This window comes from Snodgrassella sp. W8124 (assembly GCF_016100875.1).
Lineage (GTDB): Bacteria > Pseudomonadota > Gammaproteobacteria > Burkholderiales > Neisseriaceae > Snodgrassella > Snodgrassella alvi.
In genome coordinates this window covers 856,588-878,274 of the sequence record NZ_JACFRP010000001.1, presented here as the reverse complement: position 1 = coordinate 878,274, position 21,687 = coordinate 856,588, and the positions used below count along the sequence as shown (strand labels likewise).

Here is a 21,687-nt window from a genome sequence, read left to right as displayed (position 1 = left end):
AGGCAATTAACTTAATAAGAATAGGAATTTAAATGTCACTGTTTGCTCGTTTATTTGGGAAAAAATCTAAAGATACAGTTACTACAGTAGCAGAAAATACAAATAATAAACAATCAATAGGATTAAGTGTTATATTTAAAGGCTCTCTTAATTTTGATAAAGATAAATTATTAGATAAATTAAAATATCTGGATTCTTCAATAACAAATGTCAAATACGAAACCCCTGCAGGAGAGCTTGAACAAGGCGTTTTTGCTTTGATAAGCTGGGGAAAACACGTAGTTAAACTGATCGGATTCAATGCGCCTTTTCCTGCTGATGCATTGGAAACGTGTGTTGCGCCAGCACATTATAGTGAAGATATCAAAAATCAAGTTCGTAAAAATGATAGTCATGTAATTTTGTACTATACAGGACATGATGAAGATGTAATACAACAATACCTGGCTTTATCCCGTCTGGCTGCGTGTTTTGAAGAATTTAATGCATTAGCAGTTATTAATGAAAACGCCCATTCTTCACTCCCTGCAAATGTTTTAAGTAACTTACTTAGTGATGAAGACAGTGCACAGAGTTTATGCGATTGTTTACCGCTATTTTTCTGCGGATTTGTTAAATATATTTTAGAAGACGTTAAAGGTGTCTGGATGCGCACTTACGGTGCTAATGTATTTGGATTGCCTGATTTTGCTGTATTAGCAAATAACCATGATGAAGGTTCTGACTATTTCGATATGTTTGGTAATATTTTATCGTATCTGCGTCAGAGCGGAGCAACTATGAATCCAGGGGATACAATGGAAATTGGTGATAATAAAATGATGTCTTTACGAGTTCCACAGGAGGATGAATACTTTCTGAAAGATACAGGTAATGTTTTGGTTGTAGAGATCGGTAAATAGTTAAATAAGCCTATACATCATTATTGAGCAGAAATTGTCTGTTACTAAACAATAAAAATGACTTCTGATATTAAAAATTTGATATCGGAAGTCATTTTACATTTGGGTAAATTAAAAAATAACTGTTTGTTCAATAAAATATGCAAACACAATCAATATTTATTTTAAATATCAAGATATCAGATAGTTACCTTACTGCTTCTGTTTATTTAATAACATAATGCTTATTGTGCACAGTAATATTAGCTACTCTCCGCTCAGACTGAAAAATATCATAAGCAGGCTTCAATTCGCTCCAGAAAGGCATATAAGCTGACTTTTGAAATTTTTGCATATTTGATGCTGTCATTCTGAATGGAAAAATATGAATGGGTATTCGCTTCTGTCCGCTGTTTATAGCCTGATTAACAACAGCGTAGATTTGTTCTATTCCCTTGTCAGTCATAGCATAGCAACCGATGGACACGCAGTTTCCATGAATCATGATAAAGCTTCCTGTGTATCCATTGGCACGGTCATAGGCATTCGGGTAGCCGATGTTAAAAGCAAGATGATAATTACTATTTGGTTTTAATAGATTTTTCTCAGTTGCGTAAAATCCTTCCGGACTTTTGCCATCCCCTTCGGCTTTTTTAGGTCCCAGACCGCCTGAGTATGTACAGATATCCCATGTCCTGTATAGCTGATAATTGTTATTTTTATGTTTATACCATATTTCCAATATTCCCTCTTGTTTGAATATTCGCAGATAAATTTTATCACCACTAACAGGAGGAGAAACTGCTATAGCCGTATTTTTTACATCTATAGTTTTAATTTTCTGGTCAATAGTATAATTTCTAAAAAATAATGATACACCTGCAACTACGCCCGCGAATCCGATAACAATCATACAGATAGTCATTAATCTTCGAGATAGTGTCTTTACTTGATTTTTTTTATTAGCGAAAAAAGGATAAATAATTAAACCGATGCTTCCGATAAATATCAATATGGGAAGTAATATCATTAATTGTTCGCTAAATAATACAGACATGATTTGCTTCCGTTGAAACTAAGTTACCCAGCAGTTAATCAGAAAACTGAATACAGAACAAACAACTGATTTAGCTATACAATTCTATCCTGTGGGTTTCTTCCTGCCCAGTCGCATACGAACTGCCATGCTACTCTTCCTGAACGGCTGCCACGGCTCTGACTCCAATTTAATGCTGCGCGTCTTGCTGTTTCATCCAGATTCAGACCAGCTTCTTCCAGCCAGTTCTGTACAGCCTGTAAATATGCGTTCTGATCAAATGGGTAAAAGCTTAGCCATAAACCAAAACGATCCGATAAAGATACTTTTTCTTCAACGGCTTCCTGAGGATGAACTTCTCCGCCATTGCCTGTATGAGCCACATTGTCTGCCATATACTCAGGCATTAAATGCCGGCGGTTAGATGTAGCATATACCAGTACATTGTCACATCGCTGGGATAATCCGCCATCAAGGGTAGTTTTTAATGCTTTGTAAGCATCATCACCGTCTTCAAAAGATAAATCATCACAGAACAGAATGTATTTTTCCGGTCTGGCGGTTAGTAAAGAAAGTAAAGCAGGTAATGTTAACAAGTCACTTTTATCAACCTCAACCAGACGCAACCCCTGATCTGCATACTGATGCAGTAACGCCTTAACCAATGATGATTTTCCGGTACCACGTGCTCCTGTCATTAATACATTATTTGCCGGTCTGCCAGCAAGAAACTGTTCTGTATTACGTACCAGTTGTCGGCGCTGCTCATCAACAGCTGCCAGACAGTCCAGAGAAAAGGTATGCGGATTTGGTAAACTTTCCAGAATACCCTTGTTACCTAATTTATGCCAGCGGTAAGCAACTGCCGTCCAATCAGGTTCCTGAGCCAATGGTGGCAAAATGGCATCCAGCCGCTGTAAAACAGTTGCAGCCAGATTGATAAATTCCTTACGTTTCATCTATTTCCCTTCAATTTCTATAGCTATGAATTATGAATGTTTTTGCAATATTAATGCAAAGGGTGCATCATTTATCCGGTTAATAAAAGCATATTTCAACACTGCTATCTGTTGTTGCGGTAAGCTTTGCGCCCATGTTTGTATTGTTTCCGCTTCAATTCTTCCCTCTTCATGACCCGGATATAAAACCGCAGCCAATACACCATTATCGGTAAGAAGGTTTAATCCGCTTTGCATCGCCTTAAGGGTTGTATTGACTTGGGTTGTACAGTTTTTATCTCCGCCAGGTAAGTATCCAAGGTTAAATATGATGGCACTAACCTTACTCTGAATATACTCACTCAGATGTTCATGTCCGGCTTGAATTAACTGTACCCGCTCACTATAACCGGCTTTTACCAGTCTGTTACTGGTAACGTCTAATGCACTAGCCTGTATATCAAAAGCGACTACTTTACCATGGGCACCGACGCATGAGGCCAGAAACAAAGTATCATGCCCGTTACCAGCAGTAGCATCAATGACTGTATCGCCAGCCTGTACAGTCTGCTGAATGTTTTTATGTACAAAATCCAGAATATTGAGAAGCATAAATTAATTTGTGCTGTCTGATACTTAGATAGTCGCCAAAGCTATCCTTAAGATAAATAAGCATTAAGCATATCAGATTATATATTACCAAAATGAACAGGCATACTATGAATAGTAATTTTATTTATCTGTAATGCTGATACTAGGATAAATATGATACATATTAAGTTTAGAAGTGCCAGACTCTTACCTCACATCCCTAATTCACGCAAAAAGCGAATGTCATCAGCCCAGCCGGATTTTACTTTTACCCAAACCTTTAAAAAAACTTTTGTTTCAAACAATTTTTCCATATCCAGTCTGGCTTCAGTAGATATCTTTTTCAGTTTTTCCCCGCCTTTACCAATTAAAATGCCCTTTTGGCTTTCCTTATCCACCAGAACTGCAATATAAATCCGGTAAAGTTCGTCTTCCTCAGTAAACTGTTCTACTTCAACGTTCATGGCGTAGGGTAATTCTTCACCAAGATAACGAAACAGTTTCTCCCGCACAATTTCCATAGCTAGAAATCTTGCCGATTTGTCTGTCACCATATCTTCAGGATAGAGCGGAATACCTATTGGCAGCATGGGCTTGAGAATATGCACAAGCTGAGCCACGCCCAGTCCGTGCTTTGCACTCACCAGAGCAACCTGAGTGAATTTATATGCCTGCTGTACTTCATCAATAAAGTTCTGCAGTACACTTTGGTCTTTTGCCTTAGCCTTATCGACCTTATTAATTACCAGCACTACCGGAATATGTGCAGGTAATTGTTGCAGTACTTCTCTGTCTGCATCCGAAAAGCGCAATGCTTCAATCACAAATACAATAACATCCACACCGGCAACTGCCTCAGTAACATTCTGATTGAGACGGTCATTAAGTGCATTGCGGTGATAAGTCTGAAAACCGGGAGTATCTACAAATATCAGCTGTGCTTCATTATCGGTATAAATACCATTAACTTTATGGCGAGTAGTCTGAGCTTTTTTACTGGTGATACTGATTTTCTGACCAATAAGGTGGTTCATTAATGTGGATTTTCCCACATTAGGCCGGCCAACAATTGCAACAAAACCGCAGCGAAAATTTTCTGACTGAGGAGGATAATTGTAACTGGATACTTCAGACATACATTCTTTCTTAAATGATACAAATAACCATAAAATGGCTGATAATAAGCTGAATTATTTCAAAACAAGTAAAATGAATTCAGCTAAATAACACATTGCAAATACCAATTATAAACTACTAAATTACCTGAATATATACAGTTTTATTCGAACGATTTTAGAGAAATGGAGTCATTCTTACTGAACAAATACTTTATGAATACTAAGTAACGAAAGACCTCAGAGTGATTAAACAATATTTTCAAAAAGTTTATTTACAATAAACGGATGAAGTTTACTAACTGGCATCATATATAACCGTCCCCAGAAATTATGATTTTTTACTGAAGCGATCAGATAAAGCATTTTTTTATCCGGCTGCTGGGTATTATCAGTAATACGCAGGCAAAGACAAACATCTAAATGAGAATCTTTAATCTCTAAAGTAAGTTTATCTGCAGTATTTTCAGTAATAGTAAAGAAATGTGCTGAATTTGTTTCACCGGATTGAATCCTCTCCTCATCAAGATAAGTAAATCCCTCTATAGTACGTATGCCAGCAGGTCTAACTATATTATCTCTGATTTTAAATAATATCCTTAGCCATTCAGGCTGACGTGAAGTCATCATTTTATATGCTTCAAAAGCTGTAATATTTTTATCGATTTCTTTTTTCTGACAATCAAGATAGTCCGGTTTATCCGCAATCAGGCTAACACACTCGGGTAATTCATTCAGTATTTTAGAAATTGACTTTGTTTTTCCCATTATTTCCCCTTTATTGTAAGACAATAAGTAATAACAATATGCCACCTTCAATATATTGTAACTTATTTATTTTTTCTAGGTTTAGCTGCCGGAAACTGCTTTTCTAACCAAACAAGAGCTGTTTGTGCGGTTTGTTGTTCTGCTTCACGCCGGCTGTGTCCGGCTGCTTCAGTCTGAAAGCCGGTTTCTCCTAAATCACATTGCACTACAAATTGTAAATCATGAACATCACCAATCTGATCTACAATCCGATATTTTGGCAATGGCATATGTCGTGCCTGCAAGGCTTCCTGAAGACGTGTTTTTGCATCTTTTCCACTGTTCTGAGGATTAATATTACGGATGCGGTCTGCGTATAAATGTCTTACGACAGTCTCAGCAGTATTAAAATCTGCATCAAAGCTTACTGCGGCAAATAATGCTTCCATTGCATCAGCCAGTATAGATGGCCGCCGGAAGCCACCGCTTTTTAACTCACCAGTACCCAGCAATAAAGCATCTCCGATTTTTAGTTCAGTTGCAATCTGAGCCAGTGTTTCCTGATTAACCAGATTCGCCCTCATTCGTGAAAGCTCACCCTCTGTCAGGCGCGGAAATGCATTAAACAGCATTTTAGCTACAGAATAATTTAAAATTGAATCACCAACAAATTCAAAACGTTCATTATGTAATGCACTGTAACTGCGGTGAGTTAAAGCCTGCAGTAATAAATCAGACTGCTTAAATTGATAGCCAAGCTTTTGTTGTACATATTTCAAAGCATTTTCATGGCGTACATCAGTTTTTCTCATTTAACCGTCTTTGATAATGAATAACCATAATTATATAAACAAAGCGCAAGAAAAAAATCTTGCACCTGATATCAGATATTACTGAATCTTCGTACCGATTCGTTTCAAATCACCCATATTCAGCCATATCAGAAAGGCTTTGCCTACAACAAGCTTATCGTCTACAAATCCCCAGTACCGGCTATCTTCACTATTGTCACGATTGTCACCCATCATAAAATATTTTCCTGCAGGAACGGTACAACTAAACCCACTGCCATCAGTATCATAGTTACACAATTCCCGATCTGGAAAATCAGTATGTACTGCTTGCAGAATAACTGGGGGTTGCTGAGGCATTTTCAGTATCTGAATCGATTTATTACCAAGCTGTTCGGTTACCTGCTGAGCCTGCATATTGATATTTCCATACTGAGGAACCTGTTCGGAATAATTATAAATTTTCTGCTCATCAGTATCAGTGATTACTTTACCGTTGATTGACAGGATTTTATCCTTGTATGTAATAACATCACCCGGCAGACCGATTACCCGTTTAATATAATTTATACGTGTATCTCGGGGGTAATTGAATACAATTACATCACCACGCTCTACTTTGTTTACCGAAATAAGTACATTATTCAGAATTGGCAAACGGATACCGTAAGTAAATTTATTCACCAGAATAAAATCACCGGTAATCAGACCCGGACGCATAGAGCTGGATGGAATCTGAAAAGGCTCAGCTAAAAAAGTGCGCAGAATAAATACCACCAGAATAATCGGAAAAAAACCACTCATGTAATCAGTAAAATGATTGTTATCTACATGCCCCGGATTTTTTTTCTTCAGACTACGATGGATAATCCAGGCTATTCCTGTTAACAATACAAAAATCAGCAGAACTGCGGTAAAACTCATTTTGTACGACAATACACCAAACGCACCAACCAGAATCAGCAAATACCCCCATTGTAATGCTCCGCTCCATTCCCCGTTTTCTTCACGCTTTTTCGAGCTTTTCAAAAATAGAACTATCCCCAGCACCAGAAGGATTGCTGCGCCTATAATCATCGTGTTTGACATTTATTAATCTCCAACCTGTAAAATCGCCAGAAAGGCAGATTGCGGAATTTCTACATTACCTACCTGTTTCATACGTTTTTTACCGGCTTTTTGTTTTTCCAATAATTTTTTCTTACGGGTAATATCGCCGCCATAACATTTGGCCAGCACATTTTTGCGCAGAGCTTTTACGTTTTCACGCGCAATAATTTTACCGCCGATTGCCGCCTGAACAGCAATATCAAACATTTGTCTCGGAATCAGCTCACGCATTTTAGCTACCAGCTCTCTGCCGCGATGAACTGAATTACTGCGATGAACAATCAGACTGAGCGCATCGACTTTTTCACTGTTAACCAGAATATCCAGTTTAACCAGATCTGCAGCCCTGAATTCGAGAAACTCATAATCAAGCGATGCATAGCCGCGTGAAGTTGATTTCAGCTTATCAAAGAAATCCATCACGACTTCATTCATTGGCATTTCATAAGTCAGCATTACCTGCCGGCCCATGTATTGCATATTTCTCTGAACACCGCGTTTCTGATTACACAATGTCATTACCGCACCGACATATTCCTGAGGCAATAATATAGTTGCCGTGATAATAGGTTCATAAATTGCTTCAAGTGTACCGATATCAGGTAATTTAGACGGGTTTTCAATCTCTAAGCGTTCACCGCTTTTCATCAGTATTTCATATACCACTGTTGGTGCAGTGGTAATCAGATCCATATTAAATTCTCGCTCAAGCCTTTCCTGGACAATTTCCAGATGCAGCAGACCAAGAAAACCACAGCGAAAACCGAATCCCAGTGCCTGTGAAACTTCCGGTTCAAATTTCAGTGCAGCATCATTGAGCTGTAATTTTTCCAGAGCTTCACGTAATGCATCGTAATCGTGACTCTCAACAGGGTATAAACCGGCAAACACCTGTGGCTGCACTTCTTTAAAACCGGGTAAAGGTTCGCTGGCCGGCTCCCGCGCCAGGGTAATCGTATCACCTACTTTAGCCGAACCAAGCTCTTTGACACCGGTAATTAAAAAGCCTACATCACCAGCTTTTAATTCCTGCTTCTGCACAGATTTAGGCGTAAATATACCTAATTGTTCTACCTGTGTTTCGGCTCCTGTGGCCATGAAACGAACTTTATCTTTCAGACGTACCGTTCCGTCGACCATGCGTATCAGCATTACTACGCCAACGTAATTATCGAACCATGAATCAATGATTAACGCTTTTAACGGTGCATCATTTTTACCAGTAGGTGCCGGTACTTTTTTTACAATCTCTTCCAGTACATCCTCAATACCGATGCCGCTTTTAGCAGAACAGCGTACAGCATCAATGGCCTCAATTCCGATAATATCTTCTATTTCTTCTATAACCCGCTCAGGCTCCGCTGAAGGTAAATCAATCTTATTCAGAACGGGTAAAACCTCTACCCCCAGGTCAATAGCTGTATAGCAATTGGCTACGGTCTGAGCTTCTACCCCCTGTGATGCATCTACCACCAGTAATGCACCTTCACAGGCAGAAAGAGAACGGGATACCTCATAGGAAAAGTCCACATGCCCCGGGGTGTCAATCAGATTAAGCTGATAAACCTGCCCGTCACGAGCTTTATACTGTAAAGCTGCAGTTTGAGCTTTAATTGTAATACCGCGCTCTTTTTCAATATCCATGGAATCGAGTACCTGTGCACTCATTTCCCGATTTTCAAGACCGCCACAATACTGAATAAAACGATCAGCCAGTGTCGACTTCCCATGGTCAATATGGGCGATAATAGAGAAATTGCGTATATTGTTCATGTAAGCCAATAATTCAAATTAATTCAGACAGCAACATTCTGGTAAATCAATACCAGAAAACCAGAAAATAACTGCTTATTTTAGCGGAATGTACTGTAGTGCGCCCAAGAATTTATAATAATTCAGAAAAGCTTTTAATTTTCAAACATTAGAGCTTAAAAGCTTTCATTAAATACATCATTCAGGGCAAAGTGCTAATAAGTTAACGGATTTTTAAATAATCACACCTTAAGCAGATATTTTAATGTTCAAATTAAATTTTAAACTCATAAAATAAATTTTAAGCGGTACAAAAATTATTTATTAGCAAAGCGATACTATATTATCCTGCCATAAATTTTATCTGACAAACATAGAAAGTCACTGCCAGAAAGACTACAATATCTTTAACTCAGTTGTTTATTTCAATGAAAGTAGTTGTATGCTAAAAATCAGCACACAGTTTGATGGTGGTAATATTGAGATTGTCGATGCCAGTGATCCGGCTAATATCCAGCTCAAATTACCTAAAGACAATGCGGCCGAATTTCGGCAATGGTTTTATTTCCGTGTACAGGGTGTTGCTTATCAGAATATTCGCCTGAACTTCATTAATACAACTGAATCTGCCTATCCGGAGGGCTGGGTAGATTATCAGGCAATGTGCTCTTATGATCGCATCAACTGGTTTCGTGTTCCTACAACTTTCGAAAACGACATATTAACTATTTCTCATACTCCGTTATCCAATAGTGTGTACTATGCCTACTTCGAACCTTATTCATATGAACAGCATCTGAATTTACTAGGTGACAGTCAAAGCAGCGGTTTATGCCAGATAGAAGATTTAGGCAGCACTATTCAGGGACGCGATATTAATCTGCTGACAATTGGCAATCAGGTTGCCAGCGATTTGAAAATCTGGGTGATTGCGCGTCAGCATCCTGGCGAAACTATGGCTGAATGGTTTATTGAAGGTCTGTTAGGCCGGTTATTAGATCATCAGGATCCGACAGCACGTGCTTTGCTGGATCAGGCTACATTTTATATTGTTCCGAATATGAACCCTGATGGATCCGTACTCGGTAATCTGCGTACTAATGCTGCCGGAGCAAATCTCAATCGCGAATGGTTACAGCCCAGCATGCAAAACAGTCCGGAAGTTTATCTGGTACGTGAAAAAATGCATGAAACAGGAGTGGATTTATTCCTGGATATTCATGGCGATGAATCTATTCCTTATGTATTTCTTTCAGGTAATGAGGGAATTCCATCCTTCGATGACAGGCTGCATTCGTTACAGGAAATGTTTAAACAGGCCTTTCTAGTAGCAAGCCCGGATTTTCAGGATAAATATGGTTATGAAAAAGATGAACCGGATAAAGCCAATCTGAATATTGCTACTGCATATATTGGCGAAACCTTTAAATGTTTAGCTTATACGCTTGAAATGCCATTTAAAGATAATAATCAATGGCCGGATGATGATTTTGGCTGGAACGGCCAGCGTTCTCTGCGTTTAGGGGAAGCAATTTTAAGCCCGATTTACTCTATACTGGATAGTTTGCGTTAAATCAGTCATATTGTTTCCAAAGCCTGAGAGATATTTCAGGCTTTTTGTATTTTTTAGTAAAATCAAATGATTAATAATTACATACGCAGCATAATAAAGATGCATTATTTGTAATCAAGTTGTCTTTTATCCATTATCAATATAGGAAACAATCATGAAAAGAAGCATACTTGTATACAGCATCATCAGCATTATTTCTCTGGCAGCCTGTTCAAGGGATGATTCAGAAGCATCTAAAGCAAAGCTAAGCTGCAATAGTGAGCAGCTTCGCAGTCAGATTCAGCAAACCCTGCAAACAGGTATCAATAATAATGTTCACCAGTTTGCTCAAAATGACAGCCGTCAGTTTGTAGATGCAGATAAAGTAATCAATGCCAGCCATGAATTATCTGTAGCCGTATCTGATGGCAAGCTGGATAAAGACAATAATGGTAATCCTGTTTGCAGCAGTGAGCTAAAAATTACCGTTCCAACTAATATTTGGCAGCAAATTCAGACAAATGCACCGTTGTTATTTGGTAAAACCGATTTTATTGCCCATCTGAATCAGCAGTTGCAAGGTAATGAAGTTACTCTGCATGATAATGTTTTTTCTAAACCTATCCAATACGCACCTGTTTCAGACAGAACAAATGCTAATGCTGCATCTGTAACCAATTCCGCCAGCAAATTTGATCAGACCGGTATTCAGACTTTAAGTACTGTTTTAGGTAATGCACTATTACCCTATGGTATCAAGGATACAGTTATGATTGCCGGGCATATGTACAATCGTGCAGATGCTATCAAGCTGATCACTAATCCCAATGCCCAGGTTTTACCATTAGATCGCCTCAGCCCGGAAGCCCAGAAGGCTAGTGATATTCTTAACGGTCATTCTTTAGCAACAGAGAGTAATAATCAGGCTGATAACAATCATGTTATCCAAAATGATATAACTGCTGATCAGTTGCAGCAGGCACGGGATAATAACCGCAATGCCAATAGTGTTATTAATGCGAAATGGCATAATCTGAACGATACTGTTCGTAATACCTTGCAGCAGGAAGAACAGAAATGGATAGCCCAGAAAACCAGTCAGTGTCAGGCAAAAGCGGCTAAAGCCGGTTCGCCCGCTCAGGCGGAACTAATACGGCTGGAATGTGATACACTAATGATTAATGAACGTATTAAGTATCTTAACGGTTATAGCCTGCATTAATTCGTCATTATTAGTCTGGACATCAGTATTATTTTTTTATATTACTGGTGTCTGATCCTACATATTTAATAAATAAAGTATAAACATGTCGGATCGGAAAATTATTCATATTGATATGGACGCTTTTTATGCGTCAGTAGAATTACGCGATCGTCCCGAACTTCAGAATAAACCTGTTGTTGTAGCATGGGATGGACCAAGATCAGTAATTTGTGCTGCCTCGTATGCGGCTCGCAAATATGGATTACATTCTGCTATGGCTGTATCTACAGCTAAGCGATTATGCCCTCAGGCAATTTATATTACTCCGGATTTCAATAAATACCGTGCAGTATCCCAGTATATTCACAGTATCTTTAGCCGCTATACCCATCAAATTGAACCTTTATCTTTGGATGAGGCTTATCTCGATGTCACTAATTATCAGGGCAATCTGCCTTATGCCCGGGATATTTCCAGTGAAATACGCGCATCTATTCTGTCTGAAACCGGTTTGACAGCTTCCGCCGGTATTGCTCCTAACAAATTTCTGGCTAAAATTGCTTCTGACTGGCGCAAGCCAAACGGTCAGTTTGTTATTGCACCTTCGCAAGTGATGAATTTTTTGCAGAAATTACCGTTAGGTAAAATTCCCGGAGTCGGTAAAGTAACAGAGCAGAAAATGAATGCCTTAGGCTGGAAAACAGTCGGAGATTTAAGTCAGGTAAATTTATCTGTTTTAGTGCATCATTTTGGTCGCTGGGGATACCGGCTGTTTGATCTAGCTCAGGGGCGTGATGACCGCGAAGTTACTCCTGAACGTAACCGCCAGCAGATATCTACGGAAATTACACTTATCAAAAATGAAAATCTGATTGAAATCGCCCGCCATCTGCCTGACCTGGCACAGACATTGGTAGAAACGATGCAGCAGAAACAGTTGCAGGGAAATTGTGTAACTTTAAAATTAAAAACTGCCGATTTTCAGATTCATACACGTTCGCAGACCTACTCTTCTCCTTTACCTGATGCTGCAGCTTTGATTGCTGCCGGGCAGGATTTACTCAAGCGGTTACCGGACAATGGCGAACAATTCCGTCTGATTGGTCTGGGTATCAGCCATTTCTATCAGCATGAATATCAGCCTGATTTATGGGCTTCTGAAAATGCATTCTGATGATATCTCCTTGAAACAATTTCGACTACATCGCACTACATTTTTCTGGCTTAAGTTAACAAAATAAAGGATAATGAGGCTGTCAGGCTGCAAGCGGGAGTAAGTAGCCCTTTATCAGAAAAAGTAACATCACAGGAGTTACCATGAGTCACATTAAAGTGCCGACAGAAGGTCATAAAATCATTTCTGGCCAAGCTATTCCGAATGATCCAATCATTCCTTTTATTGAAGGGGATGGTATTGGTGTTGATATTACGCCAGTGATGAAAGACGTTATTGATGCAGCAGTAGCGAAAGCCTATAACGGTTCCAGAAAAATTGTCTGGATGGAAGTTTATGCCGGTGAAAAAGCCACTAAGGTTTATGGTGAAAATGTATGGTTACCGGAAGAAACACTGGAAGCCATTAAAGAATATAAAGTAGCAATTAAAGGACCGATGACTACACCGGTAGGCGGCGGTATTCGCTCACTGAATGTTGCCATTCGTCAGCAACTGGATTTATATCAGTGTGTACGTCCTGTACAGTATTTCAAAGGCGTACCTTCTCCGCTTAAAGATCCTAGTAAAGTTAACATGGTTATTTTCCGTGAGAACACTGAAGATATTTACGCAGGTATTGAATGGTTTGCAGAAACAGCAGATGCTAAAAAAATTATCAATTTCCTGCAAGGTGAAATGGGTGTTACCAAAATCCGCTTCCCTGAAACATCCAGCATTGGTATCAAGCCTGTTTCTAAAGAGGGTTCACAACGCCTGACCCGCGCAGCTATACGTTATGCTATTGATAATGACCGAGACAGTGTTACCATTGTTCATAAAGGTAACATCATGAAATTCACCGAAGGCGGATTCCGTGACTGGTCTTATGAAGTAGCTAAAAATGAATTTGGCGCAACCTTGATTGGTGATGGACCATGGTGCGAATTTAAAAATCCGAAAACCGGTAAAAATATCGTCATTAAAGATTGTATTGCTGATGCATTCCTGCAGCAGATTTTGCTGCGTCCGGCTGAATATGATGTGATTACGACACTTAATCTGAATGGTGACTACATTTCAGATGCTCTGGCTGCTCAGGTTGGTGGTATCGGTATTGCCCCGGGAGCCAATATCTCTGATGAATATGCCGTATTTGAAGCAACACATGGTACTGCACCTAAATATGCCGGTCAGGATAAAGTTAATCCGGGATCTATCATTCTGTCTGCCGAAATGATGTTACGTCATTTAGGCTGGAAAGAAGCTGCAGATTTGGTTATTACCTCAATTGAAAAAGCCATTGCCGACAAAATTGTCACCTATGATTTTGCCCGTATGATGGAAGGTGCAAAAGAAGTCTCCTGCTCAGATTTCGGTAAAGCTCTGATTGAACGTATGTAACTCTTCATATTATGTATTCACGAAACCGAATCCTGAAATGGGATTCGGTTTTTTTATAAAATAAAATTTTTAATTCGTTCGATAAATAAAAACAATTATCTTTAAAAACATTTATGTTCAGCTATAATGAATATTATCTGAAAAGTTGAAAACAATGATTTTAGGAATTCAAACCGATTCTTGCGGTCGCTGTGTACACTATCATAATGAAAATGATATCGTTGCCCTTCAATGTGCCCAGTGTAAACAATACTATGCCTGCTTTAAATGCCATGATTTGATGTGTGATCATACATTTGTAGCCATGACAACTGAAAATAGCCAACCGGTTATGTGTGGAAATTGCAAAACCCTCTTAACCTATAAACAGTATCAGCAATATCAGTGTCCGTTTTGTCAGGCTTCTTTTAATCCACGCTGCGCATTACATAAAGATATTTATTTTAAATAATATATATTATTAGTTATCATCAAGGTCAACAATTAGTCCGTCTTCATCCCATTCGGTTTTACGTACTAGTTCGTTCTTTTCAAATACAGATTCACTTTTTTTGGCACCTGAATCATACCAGGTTAGAACAACTCCGCTAACTTTATTATCTATAATTGCAACATCAGAAATCAGATGTCCGCTGTTATCCCACGTGGTCATCGTTTTTACCACGCCTTGATGAACAGTCATGTCCTGTTTTATCTGCCCGTTAGCGTACCAGCGCTGCCAGCGCCCTTCTGCTTTTCCGTTAACGAAATAAATTTCTCCGCGTTTATGGCCATTTTCATACCAGCTGCGTGTTTTGCCATTCGGTAAACCGTTTTTCCAGCTTATTTCAATCGCAAGCCGACCATTTGGATACCAGCTATGCCATTGTCCGACAGGTTTACCATTTTTATAGTTGCCTTGTAGTTTCTTTTTACCATCCGGATACGATAGCTGTAATACGCCTTCTTTCATAGCCGGAATTAATTGTTGTAACTGATCTATGGGCAAAGCATATTCAGCATCATATTTGTTTTTTTCAGGTTCGGGAAGAATCTGTTCATTAACCTGATCGTTTTTTGATTGGTGAGAATTCTGATGATATTGAACCTTTGGCTGCTTATTCACAACATGCTGGTTTATATCTGTATTGACAGTTTTATGCGCTTGGGACTTTATCTGCCATACAACTGTTATTACAATCAAAAAAAGTATTATGGCGAGTACGAACCAGTAAAAGCGTCTGGCTACATACATAGTTTCTGTCCCTTTTTACTAAGTAGAATCATTATTTTATGCAATAAAAATTATATCTATAGATATTACATTCTTTTTCAAATAAATTATTGATTATATGAATGTATCAATTATTTTTGCCAGTAGGTTTTCACATTAACAAACTCATAAATACCAAATTCTGACAATTCGCGTCCGAATCCGGAATCTTTTACTCCGCCAAAAGGCAGGCGTAAATCACTACTCGTATGTCGGTTAATAAATACACTACCCACATTTAAATTTTCTGCGAATTTCCATGCCTGTGAAGTGTTCTGCGTATAAATACTGGCTCCCAGACCAAAAGGATTATCATTAGCCAGCGTTAATGCATGATGATTATCACTGGCTCGCAGAATAATCGCTACTGGTCCAAATACTTCTTCATGATATACACGACAATCCGGATTGACTTTATCCAGAATAGTAGCCGGATAAAACCAGCCTTGTACATTTTCCGGGATTTTACCGCCAAGTAAGCATTGTGCACCCTGGGTTAGTGCATCCTGAACCTGCGCATGAACCAATGTACGTAAATCATTGCGATGCAGTGGTGCCAAAGTTGTGGATGGCAGCCATGGCTCCCCCATTTGCAGTTTCCGGCAGTGTTGCATAAAAACAGCCAGAAATTCATCAGCAATGTCATTATTTATAATCAGCCGTTTGGCCGCATTACATGACTGACCGGCATCGCGAAAGCGTGAATAACAAGCATCTGCCGCAGCCTGCTTAATATCCGCATCATTTAATACAATGAAGGCATTGCTTCCGCCCAGCTCCATAACACATTTGCGTAAATGGCTGCCGGCCAGTGCAGCCAGATATCGCCCGGTTTGGGTTGAACCGGTGAAAGCCAGTGCCTGTGTTTGAGCAATAGCATATTCAATATCATCATTACTGAGCCAGACAAGTTGTAAAGGTAAATCATCCCCTATCAATTCAAACAGCATCTGGCTGATTTTGCCTACAGAAGGTGCCGGTTTCACCAGACAGGCATTTCCGGCACATAAAGCAGGAATAGCAAAGCGCAAAATCTGCCATACCGGATAATTCCATGGCATTACTGCCAATACTGTTCCTAGAGGCTCAAAACGTACCTGACTCAGGCTTGCCTGCGTGGCAATAGTTTTATGAGCAAGCAGCTCGGGCGCTAAATGTGCATAATAACGAATCAGAGCAATAGATTTACTGATTTCTGCTTCACATTCACGCAAACAGCGCCCTACTTCAATACAAATCTGATAGGCCAGTTCGGCTTGTGCTTGTTCCAGTCGCTGAGCAAACTCTAAAAGATAATGAGTGCGTGTTTGCACATTTTCACAGGCAAAATTACGTTGTTTACTGGACAGCTGCTGATACTGTAAATCGAATTCAGCTCTGGTCAGATTTTCACGGGTAAATAGAACTTCACCTGTAATGGCATGATAACTGGTATACAACTCAAAAATCCTTCAACTGCAAACGGTAAATCCATACGTATTGAATACAAGACAATATATGTCTGCAAAAAATATTGACCTTATAAAACTTATAAGGTCAATAATAATTTTATTATTCGTCAGCCGTATCCAGCTTTTGTACACCCTGCTTCACTTTATAGCGATTTTTTAACCATTGCAGATTAGCAACAGCAAGGTTTTGTGCCAGATTTTCGCTGATAATTTGCTTAGCCTGTGGCAAAACATTACCCATATCCTGAGGTGGTTTAATTGCATTAATTTTAACCAATACTGGATTTTGCTGATCAGTAAGTAAAATATATGCCGGTTTATTGTTTGCAGGTTTGGCTTTAATCCAAAGCTGGAAATCACCCTTAGACATCATCGCTACAGCTTGTTGTGGTGTAAGATCTGTACTTGGTGACCATGGCAGACTGGAAACGTCACCTTTATTTAAATTTTCCAGAGCCTGCTTAGCTGATGCTGTCGCCAGCTTTTTGGCTTCCTCGGCAATGTAGTCCTGTTGTATCTGAGGTTTAATCTCTGCAAAAGATGCCTGATGTTCTTTACGTACATCCAGTGCACGTACCACCCAATATGTTCCGTTACCCAAATCAACTGGTTCAGAATTATATCGTTTTATCAGTACATCATTTCCAAATAAAACATCTTGTAGCGCTTTTGGCATCCCACTGGCATTGGCCATATCGCGTGTTACCCAGCCCTGATCTACCTTGTGGATTTGTAAACCAAGCTTATCATTAATCGGCTGTAATGTTTTTGGGTTATTAAATGCCAGATCACTGACAGTTTCTTTCATTTTCGCAACAACAGCCGCACCCTTACGAATCTGAATCTCTTGAGTTAATCGTGGTTTTACACTTTCCAAAGAAGGTTTCGGAGCTGATGCGGAAGTCGGAATCTGATTATATGCTTCCTGCAGCTCAGCTTCACTGACTGTTTCCTTAGCGCCCAGCTCCGCAGCAGACAATTGTACAAATTCATATTTAACAGCCTGCGGAAGATAATAACGTTTTTTATTCGCTTCGTAATAAGCTTTCAGCTTACTATCATCAACAGCTACCTGACTGACAAAATTTGCTGCAGGAAAGGTAATTGTTTGTACCTGACGTGCAGATTGCAACAGATTAATCATTTGTCTGGCCTGTACGTCACTTACCAGATTACCGGCTTTCATAAGATTCAGCATAGTCTGCATAGCGTACTGTTTACGCATACCGTTTATCAGAGCTTCTTCTGTCATTCCTGACTGTTGTAAAAATGCGCGATATTTGGCTTCTACAAATTTTCCGTTTTCCTGAAAACTCGGGTCAGATGCAATCACCTGTTTTATCTGGCTGATAGAAACATTAATATTCATATCATTAGCAGCCTGCTGAATATAAGCCTGATCACGCAGTGTTTCATAAGCAAGCTGTTTACTTACCGGATTACCGGAAGCGTTCTGTAAACGCCGCTGAAAATCATTGACATCGTTTATTTTAATTTTTATGTCGCCTACTTTGCTGACATAATCAGAACCGGGAACAGCCAGTGAATAGCCGCCTGCAAATACAAAACTTAGACAAATCGCGCCTAGAATAATCTGAGCCGGGGTTTTATATTTTTCTACAATGTGAAACATGAGATTCAGTTAACTTTATTCAAAACAGACAGAACGATATTGTAACTTTTTTTATTAAGCTAAACCATGTTGATTAAAGAATTAATGCACAAAAGCGACAAACAATAAAAAAGGCGGGAAAATATCCCGCCCAGCCTGATTACAGAATTTAAATCAAAGAGCATCTTTCAGTGCTTTACCTGCACGGAACTTAGGAGTTTTGGCTGCTTTGATTTGCAATGGCTCGCCAGTTTTCGGGTTACGTCCGGCACGTGCAGCACGTTCACCAACATAAAATGTACCGAAACCCACTAAAGTTACAGTATCACCACTTTTCAGTGCTTTAGTAACAGAGCTAATCATACCGTCCAGAGCCTTTGCTGCAGAAGCTTTAGGTAAATCGGCTTCCTGAGCAATAGCTTCAATCAATTCAGACTTATTCACAATAAAGTCCCTTTCTGTTGTTATGTTCATATGATTTTCAGTTTCCGACCATTTCCTTTATGGCAAAAACTGAACAATACATTACGATTACTTTATAACAAGCCCAAATTCTTTATGTCAAGCGCCGACACATCTACATTGAGTTAAATCATGCCAAAAACAATGCCATTCACCATTAGTGTTGGTGAATGGCTGCATACTCAGTGTTTTACGGTTTTTGTTGTTGACTTAGGCGCTGAATTAGCTATTACATTTTCTTCCGGTGTACTTTGCCATGGGCTGGGTGGATAAGCCAGTCCAAGATCAAGTACTTCATCTATCCACTGTACCGGATGAATAGTCAGCTGTTCACAGATGTTAGCCGGAATTTCTTCCAGATCTTTAACATTATCTTTCGGAATCAACACATGCTTTATTCCGCCGCGTAAAGCAGCCAGCAGCTTTTCTTTCAGCCCGCCAATTGGCAGAATTTCTCCTCGCAGAGTAATTTCGCCAGTCATGGCTACATCCGCGCGTACCGGTATACCGGTAAAAGCAGAAACCAAAGCTAGAGTTATGGCACTACCAGCACTCGGACCATCTTTCGGCGTAGCACCTTCTGGAACATGTACGTGAATATCATTTTTTTCATAAAAATCAGGCTCGATGCCCAGACTTTCAGCCCGTGAACGAACAACACTCCACGCAGCACTGACAGATTCCTGCATCACATCACCCAGCTTACCGGTACGCAGAATATTGCCTTTACCACGAAATCTGCTGGCTTCAATAGTTAAAAGTTCACCACCCACTTCTGTCCAGGCTAGTCCTGTTACCTGACCAATACGGTTTTCATTTTCCGCTACTCCATAGTCAAAGCGGCGGACACCAAGATAGTCATGTAAATTATCTGCATTAATTACAATTGTTTCTGGTTTTGCTTTAGCTTTTTTACCTTTACTGGTATTTTCTGCTGCAACCGCTTGCTTCATTACTACTTTACGGCAAATTTTGGCTATTTCACGATCAAGTGAACGTACACCGGCTTCACGTGTGTAATAACGGATAATATCGCGTACAGCTGATTCCTCAATGCAGATTTCACCATCGCGTACACCATTTTGCTTGATCTGTTTAGCTACCAGATATTTCATGGCAATATTGATTTTTTCGTCTTCGGTATAACCGGAAAGACGAATAATTTCCATACGGTCTAATAGCGGAGACGGAATGTTCATACTATTAGAGGTAGCAATAAACATCACATCTGATAAATCAAATTCAACTTCTGCATAATGGTCAGAAAAAGAATGGTTTTGTTCAGGATCAAGCACTTCAAGTAAAGCACTAGCAGGATCACCCCTGAAATCATTACCTAATTTATCAATTTCATCGAGTAAAAATAGTGGGTTTTTAACACCAACCTTGGCCATGTTTTGCAGAATTTTACCGGGCATTGAGCCGATATAAGTTCGACGATGGCCGCGGATTTCACTTTCATCATGCACACCACCTAACGCCATACGAACATATTTTCGTCCGGTGGCTTTAGCAATGGATTCACCCAGTGATGTTTTACCTACACCTGGAGGGCCGACCAGACATAAAATAGGACCCTTAAGCTGATTCATGCGTTTTTGTACTGCAAGATATTCAAGAATGCGTTCTTTAACTTTTTCGAGACCATAGTGGTCGGCATTCAGAATCATATCGGCTTTGACAATATCTTTGCTTACCTTAGATTTCTTTTTCCACGGTAATTCAAGCAGCGTATCTATATAATTACGAACAACTGTTGATTCAGCTGACATAGGAGGCATCATGCGCAATTTTTTGAATTCAGACAGACATTTTTCTTCTGCCTCTTTGCTCATACCAGCCTGGCGAATCTGCGTTTCAAGATTAGCCAGATCATCATCTTCTTCACCCAGCTCTTTCTGAATCGCTTTTACCTGTTCATTCAGATAATATTCACGCTGCGACTTTTCCATTTGCCGCTTTACTCGCCCGCGAATACGTTTTTCTACTTGAAGGATATCCAGCTCAGACTCAAGCAAATGAAGTAAATGTTCCAGACGGGCAGTCACATTGGTCATAGCAAGGATTTGCTGACGCTGATCAAGTTTCAGCTGTAAGTGGGCTGCAATAGTATCAGCCAGACGGCTAAGAGTATCGATACCGTTAATAGTAGTAATGACTTCTGCCGGAATTTTTTTATTCAATTTCGCTAGCTGTTCAAACTGGGATAATAAGGTACGACGTAATGCCTCATCATCGTGTTTATCCTCTTCAATGGCATCCGTACATTTTTCTATATGAGCCTCAACATATGGCCCGCTTTCATCAATATACTGTACCTTAGCACGGTACAGACCTTCCACAAGTACTTTAACCGTACCATCAGGTAATTTAAGCACTTGCAGAATACTGGCTACTGTGCCCATGTCATACATGTCTTCAGCATGTGGCTCATCTGTATCTGCGTTTTTCTGTGCCAGCAAAAATACCGGTTCATCATGCTCCATGGCAGCATCCAGAGCCGCTATGGATTTTTCACGTCCTACAAAAAGGGGCAATACCATATGCGGGTAAACGACAACATCACGCAAAGGCAACATTGCCATCGTGGTTGGCTGTAACGGAGCAGAATCATAAATTTCAGCCATGTAATGCCTC

Annotated in this window: 19 protein-coding genes; 6 read left to right on the top strand and 13 right to left on the bottom strand. The window is 39.6% G+C overall.

Annotated elements, in window-relative coordinates; all coding sequences use genetic code 11:
* The first annotated feature begins 32 nt into the window (after positions 1-32).
* Positions 33-902, top strand: a complete 870-nt coding sequence (locus H3U73_RS03835) for a DUF4261 domain-containing protein (RefSeq protein ID WP_084551945.1) — start codon at positions 33-35, stop codon at positions 900-902.
* A gap of 205 nt (positions 903-1,107) precedes the next feature.
* Here H3U73_RS03835 and H3U73_RS03830 read toward each other — a convergent pair whose 3' ends face one another.
* The 8 genes from H3U73_RS03830 to lepA all read right to left on the bottom strand — a co-directional run bounded on the left by H3U73_RS03830 (position 1,108) and on the right by lepA (position 8,982).
* Positions 1,108-1,938: a murein L,D-transpeptidase family protein gene (locus H3U73_RS03830; protein WP_144363230.1), complete on the bottom strand. Its 831-nt coding sequence runs from the start codon at positions 1,936-1,938 to the stop codon at positions 1,108-1,110.
* A 74-nt stretch (positions 1,939-2,012) separates the two neighbouring features.
* The gene (locus tag H3U73_RS03825; RefSeq protein ID WP_084551946.1) at positions 2,013-2,876 is read right to left on the bottom strand and encodes an ATP-binding protein; all 864 of its coding nucleotides are present in this window, start codon (positions 2,874-2,876) and stop codon (positions 2,013-2,015) included.
* A 30-nt stretch (positions 2,877-2,906) separates the two neighbouring features.
* Positions 2,907-3,467: a class I SAM-dependent methyltransferase gene (locus H3U73_RS03820; protein ID WP_084551947.1), complete on the bottom strand. Its 561-nt coding sequence runs from the start codon at positions 3,465-3,467 to the stop codon at positions 2,907-2,909.
* Between the two features lie 191 nt (positions 3,468-3,658).
* Positions 3,659-4,582: a GTPase Era gene (gene era, locus H3U73_RS03815; RefSeq protein WP_084551948.1), complete on the bottom strand. Its 924-nt coding sequence runs from the start codon at positions 4,580-4,582 to the stop codon at positions 3,659-3,661.
* A 228-nt stretch (positions 4,583-4,810) separates the two neighbouring features.
* Positions 4,811-5,329, bottom strand: coding sequence for a DUF2867 domain-containing protein (locus H3U73_RS03810; RefSeq protein ID WP_084551949.1), 519 nt, complete (start codon positions 5,327-5,329; stop codon positions 4,811-4,813).
* 62 nt (positions 5,330-5,391) lie between these two features.
* On the bottom strand, positions 5,392-6,120 hold the full coding sequence (gene rnc / locus H3U73_RS03805) for a ribonuclease III (protein ID WP_084551950.1): 729 nt from the start codon (positions 6,118-6,120) through the stop codon (positions 5,392-5,394).
* Positions 6,121-6,198: 78 nt separating this feature from the next.
* Positions 6,199-7,188 (bottom strand): signal peptidase I, encoded by a 990-nt coding sequence (gene lepB / locus H3U73_RS03800; protein ID WP_198190093.1) that lies wholly within the window; start codon positions 7,186-7,188, stop codon positions 6,199-6,201.
* Between the two features lie 3 nt (positions 7,189-7,191).
* On the bottom strand, positions 7,192-8,982 hold the full coding sequence (gene lepA / locus H3U73_RS03795; protein WP_037394958.1) for a translation elongation factor 4: 1,791 nt from the start codon (positions 8,980-8,982) through the stop codon (positions 7,192-7,194).
* A gap of 421 nt (positions 8,983-9,403) precedes the next feature.
* On the opposite strand from lepA, the gene H3U73_RS03790 reads away from it, so the two are divergent.
* From H3U73_RS03790 to H3U73_RS03770, 5 genes are all read left to right on the top strand, one after another.
* Positions 9,404-10,534: a M14-type cytosolic carboxypeptidase gene (locus tag H3U73_RS03790; RefSeq protein WP_198190092.1), complete on the top strand. Its 1,131-nt coding sequence runs from the start codon at positions 9,404-9,406 to the stop codon at positions 10,532-10,534.
* A gap of 154 nt (positions 10,535-10,688) precedes the next feature.
* Positions 10,689-11,735, top strand: a complete 1,047-nt coding sequence (locus H3U73_RS03785; RefSeq protein WP_198190091.1) for a lysozyme inhibitor LprI family protein — start codon at positions 10,689-10,691, stop codon at positions 11,733-11,735.
* A gap of 85 nt (positions 11,736-11,820) precedes the next feature.
* Positions 11,821-12,891 (top strand): DNA polymerase IV, encoded by a 1,071-nt coding sequence (gene dinB, locus H3U73_RS03780; protein ID WP_198190090.1) that lies wholly within the window; start codon positions 11,821-11,823, stop codon positions 12,889-12,891.
* Positions 12,892-13,034: 143 nt separating this feature from the next.
* A complete protein-coding gene (icd, locus tag H3U73_RS03775; RefSeq protein ID WP_084565686.1) occupies positions 13,035-14,273 on the top strand; it encodes an NADP-dependent isocitrate dehydrogenase in 1,239 nt (412 codons plus the stop codon).
* A gap of 154 nt (positions 14,274-14,427) precedes the next feature.
* Entirely contained in the window at positions 14,428-14,724 is a 297-nt protein-coding gene (locus tag H3U73_RS03770) for a CHY zinc finger protein (RefSeq protein WP_198190089.1), read from the top strand.
* Positions 14,725-14,733: 9 nt separating this feature from the next.
* Here H3U73_RS03770 and H3U73_RS03765 read toward each other — a convergent pair whose 3' ends face one another.
* The 5 genes from H3U73_RS03765 to lon form a co-directional block, all read right to left on the bottom strand.
* The gene (locus H3U73_RS03765) at positions 14,734-15,507 is read right to left on the bottom strand and encodes a toxin-antitoxin system YwqK family antitoxin (RefSeq protein ID WP_198190088.1); all 774 of its coding nucleotides are present in this window, start codon (positions 15,505-15,507) and stop codon (positions 14,734-14,736) included.
* A 110-nt stretch (positions 15,508-15,617) separates the two neighbouring features.
* Positions 15,618-16,964: an aldehyde dehydrogenase family protein gene (locus tag H3U73_RS03760; RefSeq protein WP_198190087.1), complete on the bottom strand. Its 1,347-nt coding sequence runs from the start codon at positions 16,962-16,964 to the stop codon at positions 15,618-15,620.
* Between the two features lie 112 nt (positions 16,965-17,076).
* On the bottom strand, positions 17,077-18,609 hold the full coding sequence (locus tag H3U73_RS03755; RefSeq protein ID WP_198190086.1) for a peptidylprolyl isomerase: 1,533 nt from the start codon (positions 18,607-18,609) through the stop codon (positions 17,077-17,079).
* Positions 18,610-18,762: 153 nt separating this feature from the next.
* Positions 18,763-19,032, bottom strand: coding sequence for an HU family DNA-binding protein (locus H3U73_RS03750; protein ID WP_025330749.1), 270 nt, complete (start codon positions 19,030-19,032; stop codon positions 18,763-18,765).
* 200 nt (positions 19,033-19,232) lie between these two features.
* Positions 19,233-21,677, bottom strand: coding sequence for an endopeptidase La (gene lon / locus H3U73_RS03745; protein WP_370570141.1), 2,445 nt, complete (start codon positions 21,675-21,677; stop codon positions 19,233-19,235).
* Positions 21,678-21,687 lie beyond the last annotated feature (10 nt).